A 345-nucleotide genomic window follows, 5' to 3' on the forward strand; every position below is an offset into this window, starting at 1 on the left:
CTTTCTTCGCTCCGCAGGTCCTGCGGAATCCAGGGCTCCCTCCGCGCGACTTGCGATGCGGAAAAGCCACGGATCGTCCTTTAACCGTTCCGACAGCTTCATAGGGCGGTCACCCCTTTTTCCGCGGGCGCCGCATACCGGGCCAGGGAGCGGAGGGAAGAGACGTCCCCTTCGACCAGTCTCAGGGCCAGCCAACGAGCATTCACCCAGGGAGGGAGTTCCTCCTTGAGCAGCGGCTCCACTCGTTGCACCGCCTCTTCGATGTGACGGGGATAGGTGAGGCGCAGGGGGGAGGTGGGAAGCCCCTCGCAGGTCAGTTCGTACACGGTTTGCATGAGCTTATCC

1 pseudogene is annotated in these 345 nt (G+C 63.2%); it reads right to left on the reverse strand.

The features are described 5' to 3' along the window. Positions 1–98: 98 nt before the first annotated feature. Positions 99–345: pseudogene (locus RZO55_RS25765) on the reverse strand (hypothetical protein); the annotation flags it as partial.

The sequence above is a fragment of the Clostridium boliviensis genome (genome assembly GCF_033342255.1).
Taxonomy (GTDB): domain Bacteria; phylum Bacillota; class Clostridia; order Lachnospirales; family Lachnospiraceae; genus Lacrimispora; species Lacrimispora boliviensis.